The organism is Wolbachia endosymbiont of Armadillidium arcangelii, assembly GCF_040207875.1.
Classification (GTDB): domain Bacteria; phylum Pseudomonadota; class Alphaproteobacteria; order Rickettsiales; family Anaplasmataceae; genus Wolbachia.
Genome location: NZ_CP157942.1, coordinates 1,117,661 through 1,135,775, shown reverse-complemented (window position 1 = coordinate 1,135,775; position 18,115 = coordinate 1,117,661). Strand labels below are relative to the sequence as shown.

15 protein-coding genes are annotated in these 18,115 nt (G+C 33.1%); 8 read left to right on the top strand and 7 right to left on the bottom strand.

Features of this window, described 5'->3' with window-relative positions; translation table 11 throughout:
* The 3 genes from nusB to yidC are packed head-to-tail and all read right to left on the bottom strand — an operon-like array spanning position 1 to position 2,571.
* Positions 1-468 carry a transcription antitermination factor NusB gene (nusB, locus tag ABLO99_RS05710; protein WP_238580335.1) on the bottom strand — a complete coding sequence of 156 codons (468 nt, stop codon included), beginning with the start codon at positions 466-468 and terminating at the stop codon, positions 1-3.
* Positions 465-893 carry a 6,7-dimethyl-8-ribityllumazine synthase gene (locus tag ABLO99_RS05705; RefSeq protein WP_047758766.1) on the bottom strand — a complete coding sequence of 143 codons (429 nt, stop codon included), beginning with the start codon at positions 891-893 and terminating at the stop codon, positions 465-467. Before ABLO99_RS05705 ends, nusB begins: the two co-directional genes overlap by 4 nt.
* Entirely contained in the window at positions 871-2,571 is a 1,701-nt protein-coding gene (gene yidC, locus ABLO99_RS05700; protein ID WP_047758765.1) for a membrane protein insertase YidC, read from the bottom strand. The genes ABLO99_RS05705 and yidC overlap by 23 nt, the downstream gene beginning before the upstream one ends.
* 113 nt (positions 2,572-2,684) lie before the next feature.
* On the opposite strand from yidC, the gene ABLO99_RS05695 reads away from it, so the two are divergent.
* Entirely contained in the window at positions 2,685-3,209 is a 525-nt protein-coding gene (locus tag ABLO99_RS05695) for a TIGR02281 family clan AA aspartic protease (RefSeq protein WP_349967145.1), read from the top strand.
* A gap of 24 nt (positions 3,210-3,233) precedes the next feature.
* Here ABLO99_RS05695 and ABLO99_RS05690 read toward each other — a convergent pair whose 3' ends face one another.
* The 3 genes from ABLO99_RS05690 to dnaA form a co-directional block, all read right to left on the bottom strand.
* Positions 3,234-3,554: a hypothetical protein gene (locus tag ABLO99_RS05690; RefSeq protein ID WP_047758763.1), complete on the bottom strand. Its 321-nt coding sequence runs from the start codon at positions 3,552-3,554 to the stop codon at positions 3,234-3,236.
* An 82-nt stretch (positions 3,555-3,636) separates the two neighbouring features.
* Positions 3,637-4,509 (bottom strand): protein translocase subunit SecF, encoded by an 873-nt coding sequence (gene secF / locus ABLO99_RS05685; RefSeq protein ID WP_349967144.1) that lies wholly within the window; start codon positions 4,507-4,509, stop codon positions 3,637-3,639.
* A 164-nt stretch (positions 4,510-4,673) separates the two neighbouring features.
* Complete coding sequence (dnaA, locus tag ABLO99_RS05680) at positions 4,674-6,056, bottom strand: chromosomal replication initiator protein DnaA (protein WP_349967143.1); 1,383 nt, start codon at positions 6,054-6,056, stop codon at positions 4,674-4,676.
* A gap of 325 nt (positions 6,057-6,381) precedes the next feature.
* Here dnaA and ABLO99_RS05675 point away from each other — a divergent pair, with 325 nt between their 5' ends.
* Complete coding sequence (locus tag ABLO99_RS05675; RefSeq protein WP_047758760.1) at positions 6,382-7,119, top strand: glutamine synthetase; 738 nt, start codon at positions 6,382-6,384, stop codon at positions 7,117-7,119.
* A gap of 3 nt (positions 7,120-7,122) precedes the next feature.
* Here ABLO99_RS05675 and ABLO99_RS05670 read toward each other — a convergent pair whose 3' ends face one another.
* A complete protein-coding gene (locus ABLO99_RS05670; RefSeq protein WP_349967141.1) occupies positions 7,123-7,845 on the bottom strand; it encodes a hypothetical protein in 723 nt (240 codons plus the stop codon).
* A 161-nt stretch (positions 7,846-8,006) separates the two neighbouring features.
* Here ABLO99_RS05670 and ABLO99_RS05665 point away from each other — a divergent pair, with 161 nt between their 5' ends.
* From ABLO99_RS05665 to ABLO99_RS05640, 6 genes are all read left to right on the top strand, one after another.
* On the top strand, positions 8,007-11,081 hold the full coding sequence (locus ABLO99_RS05665; protein WP_349967140.1) for an efflux RND transporter permease subunit: 3,075 nt from the start codon (positions 8,007-8,009) through the stop codon (positions 11,079-11,081).
* An 87-nt stretch (positions 11,082-11,168) separates the two neighbouring features.
* Positions 11,169-12,722: a transcription termination factor NusA gene (gene nusA / locus ABLO99_RS05660; protein ID WP_349967139.1), complete on the top strand. Its 1,554-nt coding sequence runs from the start codon at positions 11,169-11,171 to the stop codon at positions 12,720-12,722.
* A 7-nt stretch (positions 12,723-12,729) separates the two neighbouring features.
* Positions 12,730-15,051 (top strand): translation initiation factor IF-2, encoded by a 2,322-nt coding sequence (infB, locus tag ABLO99_RS05655; protein ID WP_349967137.1) that lies wholly within the window; start codon positions 12,730-12,732, stop codon positions 15,049-15,051.
* A gap of 9 nt (positions 15,052-15,060) precedes the next feature.
* The gene (locus tag ABLO99_RS05650; RefSeq protein WP_047758755.1) at positions 15,061-15,411 is read left to right on the top strand and encodes a ribosome-binding factor A; all 351 of its coding nucleotides are present in this window, start codon (positions 15,061-15,063) and stop codon (positions 15,409-15,411) included.
* A gap of 3 nt (positions 15,412-15,414) precedes the next feature.
* Complete coding sequence (ubiA, locus tag ABLO99_RS05645; protein ID WP_047758754.1) at positions 15,415-16,281, top strand: 4-hydroxybenzoate octaprenyltransferase; 867 nt, start codon at positions 15,415-15,417, stop codon at positions 16,279-16,281.
* Between the two features lie 395 nt (positions 16,282-16,676).
* Positions 16,677-17,969, top strand: a complete 1,293-nt coding sequence (locus tag ABLO99_RS05640; RefSeq protein ID WP_047758753.1) for a cbb3-type cytochrome c oxidase subunit I — start codon at positions 16,677-16,679, stop codon at positions 17,967-17,969.
* Positions 17,970-18,115 lie beyond the last annotated feature (146 nt).

The following is an 18,115-nucleotide window of genomic DNA, read 5'->3' as shown; positions in this document are numbered from 1 at the left end:
CTAAGGATTTTTATTTAGTCTGACTGCATCCTTTACCTTATCTAATAACCCATTAATAAAACCAATTTTGTTTGGGGCATCAAGTAAATCAGATGCAATGTTAGTATATTCATTAATAATAACTGGGGCTGGTGTATCACAATTAATTAACTCACATACTGCAACACGCAAAATAGATAAGCTTATAAGATTTAATCTTGAAAGTGACCAGCTTGAGTGTAAATAAGACTCTATTATTTTATCATATTCTTCACTACTTTTTATAACTTTATGCAATAAATTTTCTAAGAACTGATAGTCACATTCTTCGCATTCCAATATATTCTCCAACTTACTTATGTAGTCTTTAAGCTCACAATCTTCCAATTTAAAAGTGTAACCTATAAAAATATTCGAATAAACAACCTGTACGGCAAGAAATCTTGCTGTACTTCTTTTTATGCGCCAACTTTTATCTATATCCATCATTTTAATTTATTGTGTAAATCTATCATACGCAAAACAGTTGAGGCTGCATGGCCACCAACGTTCTTTTTGTTTTTGTCAGCTCTAACTAGTGCTTTATCTTTACTATCTGCTGTGATTATGCCCATACCAAGAGGTATTGCATAACGCATAACAATTGCATTTAAGCCTTCGATTACTCCTTTGCAAACGTATTTATAATGATCAGTTTCACCGCAAATTACGCATCCAAGAGCTAAATAACCGTTATAATTAGTATTCTTGCCTTTGATCGCAAAGAGAATTGTAGCTGGTATTTCAAATGCACCAGGCACTTCAATTATCTCATAATTAATATTATTTCCTTTGAATTTATTAGTTGCACCCTCAAGCAAAAGGTTTGCTATTTCAGTATAATAATTTGAATTAACTATTAGTATTTTCGACATTCATCCCCACTTTTCTTGTTAAGAAGAACTTTATTAAGGATTGTTGAATTAAAGTTATAATATTACTAAATATCCAATATATCACCAAGCCGGCAGGAAAAGAAGAAAAGATAAAAACAGAAATGTAAGGTAAAAATTTCATAACATTTACTTGAATGTCATCTTTGCTGGGTTCGCTTAACTTTTGCTGAATTATCATAGTAATACCAAAAACTATAGGTAAAATGCCTATAGAAATAGGAAAGTTATAATTAAACAACCCAAATAATGTAAAAATGTTTGTTGGATCAGGAGCTGAAAGATCCTTAATCCATAAATAAAAAGGGGCGTGTCTCATCTCTATAGTAACAAATAATACTTTATATAGAGCAAAAAATACTGGTATTTGTATGAGCATAGGGAAAATGCTCGACATTGGATTTACATTATTTCTCTTGAACAACGCTATTGTCTCTTTATGCTGCTTTAAGCTGTCACTTTTATATAACTCTTTTATACGAGTTAGTTCAGGTTGAAGACTTTTTACCTTAAACATTGAAATATATGATCTATTAGACAAGGGAAGCATCAAAAGCTTGATTACTAAAGTTAGCAATAATATTGCTAAGCCAAAATTTTTCAAAACAAAGTTAAAATATTCAAGCAATAAAAACACTGGCTTGGTTATAAAATAAAGAACACCAAAATCTACAGCCTTATCAAACAAAGGTATATTGAGAGTGTCTTTATAAGCATCAAGTAAATTCAATTTCTTCGCCCCAGCAAAAAAGTAGTTCAGAGTAGAAGCACTTGCACCAGGGAGTATATGTTTGTAAGGTCTAACAAAATCTGCTTGAAATTTATCAATATTATTAACATTCGTATACTTGATGCTTACATTTATTTTATCAGATTTTTCAGTTATGATAGCTGTAAACCAATATTTATCAGCAAAACCAAACCAACTTTTTTCACTTGTGCTTGTCTTTATTAAACGTTTCTTGGAAATATCCTTATATGTCCACTCCTCCAGTTTATTGTTAAATGCACCTAGTACTCCTTCGTGTGATATCCAATAGGATTCGTTAATATTATCACGTTTACGATTGATTTTACCATAAGGAACTAAAACTACGTTATTTTTTGTGTTATTTTCAACAATTTGCTCGATTTTAAACATGTAGTTATCATCAAGGCTAATTTTCATTCTAAATACGATCCCATTGTCATTATTCCAAAATAAATTGGCCACTTTTCGACTAGCCAGCTCAGTCTCATCCACTTGCCAGACTGTTTTAGAATCTGGAATTTTAATTTTGCCACTTGGATCGAGCCATCCAAATTCTGCAAAATATACATCTTTTGATTCTCCAGGTGACAGTAAAACTACTTGTGAAGAGGAAGAACTCGGTTCTAAGTGATAATTAGTTAAAATTAAGTCATCAAATCTTGCACCTTTCAGAGAAATCGATCCTTCAATCATGTTATTGATTAAATTAACTCTCTGTTCTCGAGTAGAATTAATAATTTCAGAACGATTTTGATGTATTATAGGAGCAAGGTCGTTAGAAGATTCAATATGTTCAATCGATGGCTGGCTTTGGCTTGTGTTAAGAAAATTATCATAAATAATATGCCATAATACCATAATTAACATGGAAAGAATTGTTGCTAAAATTAAATTTTTTGCTTCTGACATGAAATTAAATCTAACATACCTCCTTAAAGTATATATTAAATATTGTACTAAAACAATAAAATTTACTTATTTTTAATAATAGCTTTTAACGCTAATCTTAAAAATTTACTCTTATGGCTTCAAATGTTAATAGTATGAACGCAGCAAAAAATCTAGTTATTTGGCTACTGATAATAGTCATTACTGCAATGTTCATTGATTCACAAGGAGATAAACTAAGCAATAGGTTTCTGAGCACTTTTCTACCATATAAAGGAAGAGTTCAAGATGGCGGAAGTATCGAATTTACAAAATCATACGATGGACACTTTTATATTCAGGCTCAAGTCAATGATCGTAATATAACGTTTCTGCTTGATACTGGAGCAACTGATATTGTTCTATCACAAAAAGATGCGTTACATGCTGGTATTAACTTACAAAACATTCGAGATTTTAAAATATATGAAACTGCAAAAGGTCAAATAAAAGCTGGTGTTGTTCACATCCCTCAGGTTAAAATAGGAAAGTTTTTAATCAATGATGTGCAGGCTAGCGTTAACACTCATTCTATGTCCCATTCATTACTTGGAATGAGCTTTTTGAGGTATTTTCATTTTACTATTAGAGATAATAAGTTGATATTACATCGTGACTAGAGAATGCTACTGATGAGTAGTAATTCAATGCATTCGATGCTGATCCTTTAAATTAGCTGTACATGCATTAGAAAGCTCATCCTTGGTATCGGAATTTTCTTGCTTCCCTTCCCTAATTTTATCACAAAGCCATTCAATACCACGACCTGCCAACATACAGACTACTAAAGATGTAGCTAACACTGCCATCAAACCAATACAAAGAAAATAACTGTCTGCTGTACTCATATGAGTTGTAGAGCCAAAGTATAAAATACCGATGCATAAACAAGGGCCAATAACTGTACCACAGATAAAACCGGCTATTTTACCTTTATCATGACAGTGGCTTTGATGTTTTATCATAAAAATACCATAATTTATTAATTATATAACTATCATAATTGAGATTTTAGTAAGTGTCAATTGATATATTAACTCTTATGCTTCACCTGCTTATTAAAGCTCTGCAGGTCAATATAGGAGCAGAGATAAATATTGCAGAGCAAGTGCCAATTGCAATGCCAAAAAAGATGATCAAGCTAAAATCTTTAACTACACCTGTACAAATCAGCACTAAAGGAAGAGCAGCAAGAAGAGTAGTACCTGAAGTTAACATAGTGCGAAATAGCGTAGAATTAATACTAGCATCAACTATTTCATCCATTGCTGCATTTTTTCTACTCTTTTGATACTCTCGAATCCGATCGTATATAACCACTGAATTATTGATTGAGTAGCCAATCACGGTAAGTAGAGCTGCAACTGATGAAATATTAAACTCAATACCCGTCAAGCTGATAAAGCCAAGAGTTAAAATTGTGTCATGAATTAGTGCCGTTACTCCACAAAATCCACATTGCCAATTAAACCTAAGCCAAACATAAAAAAATATTCCAACAATTGCAATTAACATGGATGATATTCCTTCAAATATCTGTGTTGAACCTATTTGTGGACCAACATAGTCTATTTTGCGGTAAATTATTGAATTACCCAGTTTTTCTTCTAGTATATTTTTGACTTTTTTAATTTTATCCTCATCTCTCTCGTCTTTAAACCGCATAACTAAATTATCACTAGCTTTTGAACTCTGTATCGTAAATCCATTCTCTCTTAATATATTAAGAATGGTATGATCCTCACTTGAGGATTTTATCTCCATCAAAATTCCACCTGTGAAGTCTATGCCTAAATTTACTCCACGCAGCACAACAGTAAGCACTGAAAAAATGATAAGAATAACGCTAATAAACGCTGTCAATTTTCCATATTTACTAAATTTGATATCAAGATTGTCTGGAATAAGTCTAACTGCCATATTTCCTACTTAAATTTTGATTTTATATACTTTTCAAGCAATCGACTAGCCATTTTCTCTTAGCTTACTAATATTGATCCTTGGTTCACTTAATCTATTTGAAAGAGAGGGAAAGGATATTCGATCAAAGAAATGAAAACAGCCTGGTTATCATTAATAAAGTGCTACTTAAACACCTTTTTTAATCGACTGATTTCATCAGCAAATTTTGGGTCAGTTCTTATAAAATTTTCTACTTGTTTGACTGCATGTATAACAGTAGCATGATCTCTGCCACCAAAGCTTCTTCCAATATCTGGTAGGCTTTTTTGCGTAAATTTCTTGGCAAAATACATAGCTATTTGTCTCGGTCTCGCAAGACTGCGGAGCCTTCTATTAGATTGCATATCTGCAACCTTTATATTGAAAAATTCAGCTGTTTTCTTTTGTATTTCTTCTGTTGTGATTGACCTATGATTTGATCTAAGAAGATCAATTAGGGTCTCACTAGCTGATTCTACCGTCATACTTCTTCCAATTAACGAGGTATGGGCAACCTTATTTAATGCTCCTTCTAATTCTCTTATATTGGATTTTATATTCCTTGCCAAAAACTCTAGGACATCCTTTGGAACATACATATTCATTCGCTCCACCTTCGCCTGCAATATACCAAGTCTTAATTCAAAAGTTGTTTCATTAATATCTGCAACTAATCCCCAACCAAGTCGTGATTTTATTCTTTCTTCTACTCCATCAAGATCACTAGGAGACCTATCAGCTGATATAACCAATTGTTTATTTTGGTCTATCAATGCATTGAAAGTGTGAAAAAATTCTTCTTGTGTACTATCTTTACCACTGATAAATTGCACATCATCTACCATCAATACATCTACTGATCTAAATTGCTCTTTAAATAACATAATATCTTTGCTCCTCAGCGCTGTAATATATTGATACATGAATTTCTCTGCCGATAAATATACCACTTTTCTTTTTGCTGATGGAGAATTGACTATGTCCCAAGCTATAGCATGCATTAAATGTGTTTTACCAAGTCCCACTCCGCCGTATAGAAACAAAGGGTTGCTTCCTGATATTGGATCTATAGATTCCGCTACACGCTTTGCTGCTGTAAATGCTAACTCATTTGACTTTCCTACCACAAAATTATCAAAAGTGAATCTGGGATCTAGCGGTGAACCAAGATTATGATTATTTTCCTCTCTATTTTTTAGTATCGTATTAGAATTTGAACTCCTTTCTTCAATTACTTGAATATCAATAGAACATACACTTTGATCTTCGCTTCGCCATAATGATAATATTTTTTCCATGTAGTGAACTGTAATCCACTCTTTTATAAATCTTGTTGATACAGATAACAAAACTTCTCCATTTCTGCTGCTGACAAATCTCAGTGAACTCAGCCAGCTGTTATATGTTGCTTCTCCATAGAGATTATAAAGACAATTTTTGATTTTTTCCCAAGTAATATTGTGGTCTGTTACTGTAATAATCTGATCAAAAAACATAGTAGAAACCTTAGGGCTAATTAAGTTCATATACCACACCAAGAAAAACTAATAATCAGAAAAACATAAGATAATCAATAGCTTACTGTAAGATGAAAAGCTAATACTACTTAATACATACTAAAAATTATGTAGATTTTTTGGTGATTTGTAAAGGATATAAAAACACTAAAATTAATCATTTTTTTGAAATAAAAATGATCAATTTGTAAATATCGCTTGTACCGAGGATTAGAAGCATGTTATTAAAAACAGTAATACATTGTGTATAAATAAAATATTAAATTTACTGGCAAATAAGTAAAGTATTCATATAAATATAGCTAATCTAATATAAATTTATTGAAGTAAATTTGTGATTATATTAAGTAATTTGAGCCATCATACTGTATTCGGTATTGAACTGGAGTTTTACACTGAGGGAATAAAAAAAGAATATTTATTTCTGAGTAGCATCAAAAATAAAATAGCTTCACTTGGATTTTTTTGTGAGAAAGAGAGTTCTATAAATCAATATGAGATAAAAAGTGTTTGTTATACGAATTCCGATAATTTAATTAAGCATTTTGAGTTAGCAAAACAATTACTTACTGAAGTAGCACAAAAACTTGGTGGAAATGTTTGTTTTAAAGCAAAGCCCTATTTGGATAGAGCAGGGAGTGCATTAAATGTGCATGTTAATCTCGTGAATTCAAATCACGATAACTTATTTTATAGCAACGAGCAAAAATATAGTGACTACCTGATTCATAGTATTGGTGGATTATGTTCAATGATGAAAAAACATATGTTGTTTTTTGCTCCAAATGATGAATCATATTTAAGGTTTCAACACCCAGATATTCATACTCCAACTACGATTAGTTGGGGAGTAAATAACAGAACTGCTGCAATAAGAATTCCCTATTTTGGCAACGATTTCAAAAGGTGCCGACTGGAGCACCGTGTTCCCGGAGCAGACTGTAACCTTGAACAAGTGCTTATAGCAATAATTGAAGGTATAATTTTTGGTATAGAGAACAAAATTACCCCGCCAGATAGAGTCTACGGCATTGCATCTGATCCTCAATATGAGATGGAGAGGTTAATATAACAACTATCTGTCAAATCCTAATCCGTTAAACCCCTTTTGGGTAATTGATTGTTCTAATACTCTTCTCACATCATTATCTACATTTCCGTACTGTAATAACAAGTCTGAAGGGGAGGGTTTTTGCGTACTTTGAGATCTAAGCCCTGTATTATTGGTAAGGTTGCCCGTTGACTGCCCAAAAACTTGATTACCAAACACATCTATGCGTTCAGGTAAAGATCTCATTTGATTCTTTACAGAGCTAGAATTATTTTGTGCAAAAGTTTTATTATCTGGCTCACCAAGAACAATTTTGTCAGGTGCTGCCATAGTTTTTGTATAATTAACAGAATGACTGCACTCAGTGTTCTTGATTTCATCAAGAATTGGTTCGCCAAATGCGTTTATAGGACCACCAAGTAATCTTTTCTCCATGCGTTCTTGTGCTCTTTTATTTTTTAATTCTTCTTCTAACTCAGCTTCAGTTTTTTCTGGCTCTTCTACGGTATCTTTTTCTTCACTTTCATACCCTTCATCTTTTGATATACCATGAGTTTTAGCAGATCTAGCTTTTACTTTATGAATCAACGAAAGTAATGCGTAAGTAACTGCAGCAGCAGTAACCATAATGGCTATCTTTGCAGCGATGTGAATCACTGTTAAAAATACTAAAGTTGATGAAGCACCAACCAACCCAGATACAATAACTTTATTCTTGCCTTCTTTTACACTTAGAACTGCTACCATAATAACTCCTCAAATACCACGCTAAAGTTATATTATATAGAGATTTTCTTATGCTTGCAAATCTGTAAAAATTTTGATCGTTTACATAAAACTTTATAAGAATTAATTAATATATAATTTATCTTAGCTATAATATGATATAAATGCGTATAATGTCTGGCATGAAAAGCTTACTTGTAGAGAGGAATAGAACAGTAATATTATTGCTCATATTGATTTTTACCTTCGGCTCATACACTTATATAAAAATGCCAAGAGAAAGCAACCCTGATATACAGATTCCTATAATCAGCGTATTTGTCGGGCTTCCTGGTATTTCTGTCGAGGATAGTGAAAAGTTATTAGCTATTCCAATAGAAAATGAACTAAGGTCTATTGAGGGCGTGAGAGAGCTAAGGGCACTTGCAACTAATGACGGTGCTCACATGATAATTAAGTTTGGCACAGAATATGATACCAAAGAAGTACTTGATAACGTCCGTTCAAGGCTCTCAAACATAAAATCAAAGTTACCTATTGAAGCGGAATCTCCGATAATCAATGAAATAAACTTGAGCTTATTTCCGATACTAAACGTTGGCTTGATTGGTAATTTGCCGGAAAGAGCTTTAACTGAAATAGCGCGCAAACTAAAGAAAGAAATAGAATTTCTGCCAAATGTTCTCAAAGTTGAAGTAGCAGGTATACGCAAAGAAACAGTAGAAGTTATAATTGAGCCTACAGTTCTAACAAAATATAACATTCAATCAAATGAGATATTTCAAGCTATATCAAACAACAACAGATTGGTGAGAGCCGGATCACTAGAAAATGATACCGGTAAATATTCGATCAAAATATCAGGGTTATTAAAAGACATAGAAGATATTATGAATATTCCTATTAGATCTCAAAGTGATGCAGTTTTGAGAATCAAAGATATAGCAAAAGTATACCTTGGGTTTGAGGATCGCCAAGGATTTGCTCGTATTAATGGACTACCTAGCATTGTACTAGAGATTTCAAAACGTAATGGAAAAAACATAATAGACACGGTAAATCAAGTAAAATACTTAATGGACAAAGCAAAAGATCAATTACCTGAAAATTTAAAAGTAGTTTATTTAAATGACCAGTCAAAAAATGTACGTGATGTGCTTGACGATTTGGAAAACGGTATAATATTTGCGGTATTACTAATATTAACCATAATAATGCTCTTTATGGGAACAAGGACTGCTATTCTTGTTGCACTATCAATACCTGGCTCCTTCCTCATGGGAATAATAGCTCTTTACCTCATGGGTATTACTCTAAATATAGTTGTGCTCTTCAGTCTAATTATGGCAGTCGGCATGCTGGTTGATGATGCAATTGTAATCAGCGAATATGCTGATAGAAAGATGATTTGTGGCATGGATAAAGTAGAAGCTTTTTGTACCTCAGTTCATGATATGTTCTATCCAGTTTTATCATCAACATTGACTAAATTAGCAGTGTTTTTCCCTCTGTTACTCTGGCCCGATACGGTCGGTAAATTTATGCAGTACATACCAATTACAATAATTCTAACTTTGACTGGATCGCTCATTATGGCTTTAGTTTTTATACCAACACTTGGTGCAATATTTGGTAAGCCTTCGATAACTTCAAAAAAAGAAATAACAAGAATGAGTGCTATAGAAAGTGGTGAGATAAAAAATACTGGGCCTATAATAAGAACTTATGTACGTATGTTAGAGAAAGTCTTAGATCACCCCAAAAAATTTGTATGTGTTGTTGTGTTTGCTTTATTTTTGTCTAGTATATTATATTTTACTTTTGGTCCTGGGTTGAAGTTCTTTCCAGATGTAGATTCAGATAACATTTTAATCAGCGTTAAAGTAAAAGAAAGCTTATCAGCCAAAGAACGAGATTTGATACTTAAAGAAGTAGAAGAACGCATTCTGGGTGTTGAAAAAGAAATTTATGTTTTTTATACTAGATCGGGAATATTTTCAGACAACGTTATTGCCAAAATTCAATTGGAACTTGTGGATTGGCGCTGCAGGCGCAAAGCTAAGCAAATACTAAATGATATAAGGAGCAGTGTGCAAAACATGAAAGGAGTAATAATTGATGTACAGGAACAAAAGTCAGGACCATCAGCTGACAAGCCAATACAAATTAACTTAAGCGGAAGTGCATCCAGTTTGAATTCAGTAGCAGAGAAAATCCTAAAAATCATGGACCAACCTTCATCCGGATTTATAAATATTCAAGACAGTAGATCAGTGCCTGAAATAGAGTGGAACATGAGTGTTGATAAGAGTAAGGCTACAAGCTCTGGAGTAAATGTTGCAACCATTGGCGATTTTATAAAGATGGCTACAAACGGAGTATTAATTGGAAAATATAGACCAAATAACACAGATGAAGAAATTGATATTGTACTACGCTTTCCCAGAAAGAGTCGCAGCATGAAGACTATAAATAATCTCTTTATTAATACAGTAAATGGACCGTATTCTATGAGCAGCATAGTAAAATATGTTCCCGAAAAAAAGGCAAACAAGCTAAGTAGGATTGATGGATCACGCACAGTGACAATCTCTGCTGATATTGATACTGGCTATCTTGTTGATGAAAGAGTAAAACTCATTCAAAATTCTATTAGCCAAGATTGGAACAAGGAAGTAAGAATCGATTTTAAAGGTGACAAAGAAGATCAACAAAAATCAGGAGCATTTTTACTAAAGGCTTTTATATTAGCAATTACATTAATGATATTAGTGCTAGTGGCACAGTTTAACAACATATACTATACATTTATAGTAATGACAGCAGTATTTTTATCCACAACATGTGTATTTTTCGTTTTCTTTCTTATTCAGCAAGTTTTTGTAATTGTCATGTGCGGAGTGGGAATAATTGCTTTGGCAGGAATTATAGTGAATAATAACATACTATTGCTTGATGCCTTTCATCAACAAATTAAGGTACACAAAAACAGCATTAAGCAATGTGTAATAAACGCTTCAATTTCTCGTGTCAGGCCAATACTCCTTACCGTTGCAACTACAATTTTTGGCTTAATACCAATGATTACCAGATTGAATATCAACTTTTTTACGTTGCAAATCACATATGATGCTCCATCAAGCCAGTGGTGGGTTGATATTTCAGCAACCATAGCAAGTGGAGTATTGGCTGCAACGATTTTAACCTTATTCTTGACTCCTGCGCTGCTCGTCATACAAAAATATGAAAAAGCTTGACTTAAATTAGCAACTATTTAACATTTTAGATAGCGTTCTTTGCCCGTTGAAGCTATAATTATAACTAATTAAATTGGATTTATTTATATGATTGCTAATCGTAAAAGCAGTGTTAAGCAGAAAAGCAACAAGAATAACATAGTTGGAAGCCTTGATGTAATCAGAACAGCAGGAGAGCTCTCACTTCAAAAAGGTTTAGATTTTGATATTATAATAAATGCACTTAAAAGTGCTATCGAAGCAGTGGCTCAACAAAAGTATGGCAGCAAAAGTAAGATTATAGTCAATATAGATAGAAACACAGGCAAAGTTACCTCATATAGACAACTAAAAGTCATTGATGATGAGTCAAAAGAAAATGAATGTGACTTAATTAAGTTGACACAAGCTAAGTTAAAAAAAGGAGATGCAAAAGTTGGAGACACTATTAGTGAGTTGATTTCTCTTGATACTGATCTTGTTTCAGCAAGGATTGCCCAACAAAAGATTTCTCAAGTAATTAAAGAGGCAGAGTTAAAAAAGCAATATGAGGAATTTAAAGATAAGGTAGGAGAAATGAGGTATGGCATCGTTAAACAAGTAGAATATTCAGATCTTATTATAGACATAAATGGCATTGGGGCATACCTTCCTTTGCGGAACTTGATTGGTGGCGAGTCATTTCGTGAAGGAGATAAAGTAAAAGCTTACATACAGTCTGTTAAGCGCTCTGATGATGGACGTCAAGTCATTCTTTCTAGGACTCATGAAGGTTTTTTAGAGGCATTGTTGCATCAAGAGATACCAGAAATTGCTGAGAGATTGATAACAATTAAAAGTATAGCTAGAGATGCTGGTTCAAGATCTAAAGTTGCTGTTTTTTCACCTGATAAGAATATCGATCCAGTGGGTGCTTGCGTTGGAGTTAAAGGAGATAGAATAAAAACTATTATACACGAATTAAACGGTGAAAAAATCGACGTCATACATTACTCATCAGATTTGGGTCAATTTGTTATTAAAGCCATTACTCCTGCAGAAGTATCAAAGGTCATTATTGATGAAAATGAAAATTGCATAGAGTTAATAGTTGCTGAAGATCAATTGAGTTTAGCTATAGGAAAAAAGGGTCAGAATGTAAGATTAGCTTCAGAGCTTGTTGGATGGAAAATTGAGATATTAGGTATTCAGCAAGAATCAGAAAGGCGAAGTAAAGAATTTAATCAATGTTCAGCTTTATTTGCTGAAGCTTTGAACTTAGAAGAGATTATGGGCCAGTTATTGGTAACAGAAGGCTTTTCAAGTGTAGAAGATATATCTAACACTTCAATTAAGGAGCTTGCTTCAATAGAGGGCTTTAATGAAGATATTGCAAATGAACTTCATAATAGAGCAAATAATTACCTAAAAGCAGAGAATGATAGAAAAATAGAAGAGCTAAAAAATTTAGGTATGGAAGACGATGTAATTAACTTAACCTTATCAATAGATAATAAAATTGCTCTTAGTAAACATAATATTAAAACTTTAGAGGACATAGCAGATTTATCAAATTATGAGTTTTGTAGCATACTCTCTTCCTCAACTAATAATAAAGACAATCTAAAAGATACAGCAGATTCAATAATCATAGAAGCACGTAAAAAGCTTGGATTAATATAAAAACAATATGAATAATGAAGATATCAGTAATAAAAAATTAACCCTACAAGGCTTAAGCAAGCTTAAATTAGACATTAATTTAAACTCTTTAGATAGTCAAAGTACTGGTACTACAATAGTAAAAAAAAGAAGAAAAATTCATTCTGCAGAAGAATATAGTTTATTTGACGAGAGTAAATTAGGCTCTTTAACTGAAAAAGAACAAATTTCCCGCATTAATGCTGTACAGAATGCTACTTTGCTGAAAGAAAGGAATCAGAGAGAACAAGAAGAGAAAATAAAAAAAGAAGGAAGCAATCAAGAAGCTGAAGATAAAAATGAATCACACTCTGTACCTAAAGAAATAAATAAGGAAGTTTTAAGTAATACTAACTCAGTTGAACAAAAAGAAGATAGTATTGAATATGAGAACAATGATAAAAAGTCTTTTAAAGCTAGCAAAGATATATACTCTAAGCATTCTAAGCTAGTAATTACACAGGCAATAGATGAAAGAAATGAACACCTCCCTGTATTTAAGCAAAAATTTGGTATAAGAAGTAAACAATCAAAGTTTACTAAGGGTAAAAATATAGCAAGAGAAGTTATTATACCAGACAAAATAACTATCAGGGAGTTATCTATTCGTATGGCAGAAGATAGCAAGAGTGTGCTAAAAATGCTCAAAGAAGAAGTTGGGGAGAGCTATAGAGTAGATGATCTAGTAGATCCAGATATAGCATGCGAAATAGCAAAAAAATTTAATCATACGGCTAAACGAGTAAGTGATGCTGATAAAGAAAAGAATTTACTCTTCATAAGCAACAGAGAAAACTTACCTAAAAGACCAAAACCACCTATCGTTACTTTTATGGGACATGTGGATCATGGCAAAACCTCATTGCTTGATGCATTTCGTGAATCCAATGTTGCAGAAAGAGAGTCAGGTGGCATCACTCAACACATAGGTGCTTATCAATTGACGACAAAAAATAAGCAAAAAATTACTTTCATTGATACACCAGGGCATGAAGCGTTTACTGAAATGCGTGCACGTGGTGCCAATATTACTAATATAGTTGTAATAGTAGTTGCAGCTGACGACGGAATCATGAAACAAACAGTTGAAGCAATAAACCATGCAAAAGCAGCAAATGTCTCTATTATAGTTGCCATTAATAAAATTGATAAATCACAATCTGGTGATGTAGAAAGAATAATTAATAGTTTGCCTCAATATGATCTAATCCCTGAAGAACTTGGTGGTGATGTTATAATTGTGCCAGTATCAGCAAAAAAGAAAACCAACTTAGATAAACTAGAAGAGGCAATTTTATTAATCGCTGAATTAATGACGCTAGAAGGGATAGAGGATTGTCGAGCACTTGGGTGGGTAATAGAATCTAAAATAGACAAAGCTAAAGGAATATCAGCTACATTAATAGTTGAAGAAGGAACATTAAAGATTGGTGATATAATGATAATTGGTACAACATACAGCAAAGTACGCAGTATGGTTAATCACCTTGGTCAAAGAGAAAAAGTGGCACTACCTTCTACTCCAGTTGAAGTCACTGGTCTAAATGGTGTACCAAATGCTGGAGATAAATTTGTTGTTGTAAACTCTGAAAAGCAGGCTCGTGAAATCGTTGAATACAGGTTAGAAGTGCTCAAGAAAAAGAAAGAAGATCCAGACGACAATAATTTAGATATATTCAGTCGTAATGACGGTGAAATAACAGAACTATCTGTAGTTTTAAAGTGCGATGTAACTGGTTCTATTGAAGCAATATCAAGCTCAATTGATAAGCTTGGTAAAGACCAAGTGAAATTAAATATTCTACACAAAGCAGTAGGGGGAGTAACAGATTCAGATGTGCTGCTTGCAGAAGCATCAAGTGCAGTGATTTTAGCTTTTAATGTAAGGGTGGACTCAAAAATAAGAGAATTAGCAAAACAAAAAGGTATAGAAATACATACTTACAATATAATATATGAGCTTATTGAAGACATGAGGATGTATCTAACTAAAATGTTAAAGCCTGTTACACGAGAGGTTCGTGTTGGTTCTGCATCTATAAGGCAAATATTTAATGCATCTAAAGCCGGTAATATCATCGGATGTTATGTCACTGATGGAATTATAAAAAAAGATTCTTTAATTAAGGTAGTGCGTGGCGGCAAATTGTTGCATGAAGGAAAGTTAAAAGCACTACGTAGATTTAAAGATGATGTTAAAGAAGTAGGTGTAAATTTTGAATGCGGAATATCGCTAGAGGGTAATATCGATGTTAAAGTAGGAGATATTTTGGAAGCTTATCAATTAGTGCAAGAAGAAAGAACGTTATAGTAGCTGGACATGAAAAAGGAAATTAGAAACCTAAAAGTAGCATCAGTATTACATAAGGCAATATCAAAAGTCTTAATGGAAGGTAATGTGCTTAATGAAAAAGTAGTAGTATCTGATGTAAAGCTAAGCAAAGATTTGAAGAAAGCAGATGTATATATTGTGTTATCTTCATTGAACATCCAAAATGATAATGATGATATCAGCACTGTTATTAATGAAATGAACCAATCTGCATGGTCAATACGCAAATCTATATTGCGTTATGTTGACCTACGGTTTATACCTGAGCTAGTTTTCAAGCCTGATTTAGCATTCGATAATTTTGTTAATGTAAGTAAAATATTACGTAATTACACTTAATTAATGTATTTCAACCATTACTTCTCATTAATGAGAATACACAGTTTAACAGGTTTATGGCTTGTACTATTTCCCAGTTTGAGCGGTATTCTGCTAGCTTCAACTTTTCTATCATATCAGGCTTTTTTGCTCCTTATTTTGTTTACTATAGGTGCATTCTTAATGAGACCTGCAGGATGCATAATCAACGATATATTCGATAGAGAAATAGATGCACATGTTGAACGAACAAAATATAGGCCACTTGCAAGTGGTGCATTAAATATAAAGCAAGCTTTAGTTCTACTTTCACTGTTACTGTCTATTGCCCTGCTAATCTTACTATTAACTAACAGAACTACGCTTATACTTGGAATAGTTTCAATGTGTATGGTAGTTGTTTATCCATTACTAAAACGTTACGTTTGGTGGCCACAATTGTTTTTAGGGTTTACTTTTAACATGGGATCACTCATGGGCTCAGCAGCAATAACAAACCAGATTAGCATAGAATCCTTGCTATTTTATATAGGATGCGTCTTTTGGACACTTAGTTATGACACTGTATACGCTCATCAAGATAAAAAAGATGATGAAAAACTCGGAATGAAATCTACCGCATTATATTTTGGCAATACAACAAAATCTTGGTTGAAAAGATTTTACTTAATATCCTTAATGGCGTGGTTATACGCTGGTATACTATCATCATTAAATAACATCTTTTATATTGCTCTACTTGCTATAGGGTTCATATTTTACAACCAACACAAAAATTTCAATCCTGACGATTCCAGTCAATGCATGTTCATATTTAAAAATAATTCCCAGGTAGGACTTTTGCTCTTCTTCGGTATTCTTTTAGATAGAATTGTAAATTCTACTTTTTAGAACCTGTACATGATCTCAAGAAAGGAATAAAGCAGGAGATAGAGTATATAAATTATGAGAATAAAGTGACATAATTAGGGAAAAACCTAAGTAGAGTTCTGTAAAAAAAACAAAACCAAAAAGACTTATGATGTATTTTGTGGATTCTTAAATGTCTTGAAAAGCGGTTGTCAGTGAACCAAAAGAGTTTCCAAAATGGTGCAGTTGCTACGACTACTTTAAAAAATGGAGTGAGAAGCCTCAGGCAAATAAAAAAAGTGCTTTGAGCGTGTATTAAAATTGGTTAGACAGAGCAATGGATTGTTGTAATGTCATTTGAATCACACATGGAAACACTAATCAATTTGAAAAATTCATCCTGTATTGTATTATAGCAATCAGAAGTAAGAAAGACCATGCTCAACATACAAAATAACGCCACAACTTGCAAACAATGGATATTTTTGGCAGTATGTGCTCTTGCTTGTTCTGGATTGCTGTCAATAATTGTTATTTTTTTACGATTGCCTTTTATTTCTTCCTTCGTTCCTTCTGCACAATATATTTTTGATAATGCGCTGGTGATACACGTAAATTTATCAATTTTGGTGTGGATGTGCTCCATAATATCTCTGCTTTTTATCATTAACCTACAAAACACCAATAATTGGTTTAGCTTCCTATGGGTTCTATCAACCCTTTCTATGCTGCTGATGTTTATATCTGCATTTGTTCCAAACACTGAGGTTATCAAAAGTAACTATATTCCTGTGTTACAAAACAAATTATTTTTACTCGGACTAAGTTTATTTATTGTCAGCGTATTAATAAATGCAGTTCTTGCATATATGTCAAATAAGCAAACCTCATACCTCTATGTGGGACAGATTGGGCTAGTTATTATACTTGTTTCATCATTTCTTTGCTTTGTTTTAGCATATAATAATATGCCGACAGATATATATCATTCAGATAAGAATTTATTTTATGAATATCTCTTTTGGGGAGCTGGACATTTGCTGCAATTTGCGTTTGCTCAAGCAATGTTTTTAGTGTATTTAATCATGCTGAATTCCAGTGCCAGTCTAGCCTCAAGCAATAAAATTTTACCGCTATTTATCAACACAATCTTGGCTGTAGGCGCACCGTTTACATATTTTGTTTATACAGTGGATAGTGCTGAGTTAGTACAGTTCTTTACTTGGCATATGAGAATTGCTGGAGCAGTTCTGCCGTGCTTCCTAATAATACTAGTGTATCGCAATATAAAGACCCTACTCAATGATAAGGGCAATTATTTGCTTCATTCGTTTGTATTGTTCATCTATGGAGGTGTGCTTGGAGTGCTAACTATTGAAGGCAATGTCACAATTCCTGCTCATTATCATGGTTCTGTGGTTGGAATCACTATAGCTTTTATGAATTTCATTTATTGGCTATTACCTAAATTAAACTTTCAAGAAGTAAAAAACTCTAGCATAAAATGGCAGATTTATGCATACAGCTTGGGACATTTTCTCCATATTACTGGCCTTGTTTGGCTTGGTGGGTATGGTGCCTTAAGAAAAGTTGCAGATCTGCCAAGTATTTCATCGATGTTGGCACGTGCTTGTTTTATTACGGGTGGCGCTATATCAGTTATTGGTGGAATGTTATTCGTAATAGTTGTGCTTTTACATCTGCTTAAAGGCAAAGCGCGTACCAACTGACCCATAGAAACAAAACTAAAAATTGCTTTACAAACTCCGCCAACTCCATTACCATAGCCCTAAGGGTATTAAAACTTGTTTTTGACCTGTAGTAGGGTCGAGAGCTAGCGCGCTTAGGGCTTGGTGGCTGATCCATTATTTTCATC